General features: G+C 60.0%; 1 protein-coding gene. It reads right to left on the bottom strand.

Features of this window, described 5'->3' with window-relative positions; translation table 11 throughout:
- A partial coding sequence (locus tag ACYQ78_RS39700; RefSeq protein WP_459806159.1) for a thiol-disulfide oxidoreductase DCC family protein occupies positions 1-222 on the bottom strand: 222 nt, incomplete at its 3' end.
- Between the last annotated feature and the right edge of the window lie 43 nt (positions 223-265).

Here is a 265-nt window from a genome sequence, read left to right as displayed (position 1 = left end):
GTCGCCGAGCACCTCCAAGGCCGCATCACTATGGGTGAAGAGCTCCTTATCCCGCAACAGGACCACCGAGTCAATATCTTTCGGCACCCCATGGCTCTCGCGCACATCCTGTCCCAACTTCGCTTGCAGCGGTGCGAAGCGAAAGAGATCCGACGAGTCGCGCCCTGTCACGATGGCGACGAAACCAAGGCAGAGCCTGCACTGGCCGTCGAAGAGGATCAATCTCCGCGTTATGCCCGCGGCATTCTGACCCAGTTGTTTGGCG

Source organism: Herbidospora sp. RD11066 (genome assembly GCF_054661255.1).
Note: the sequence above shows the minus strand (reverse complement) of the source record. Positions and strands in the feature narration are given on the sequence as shown.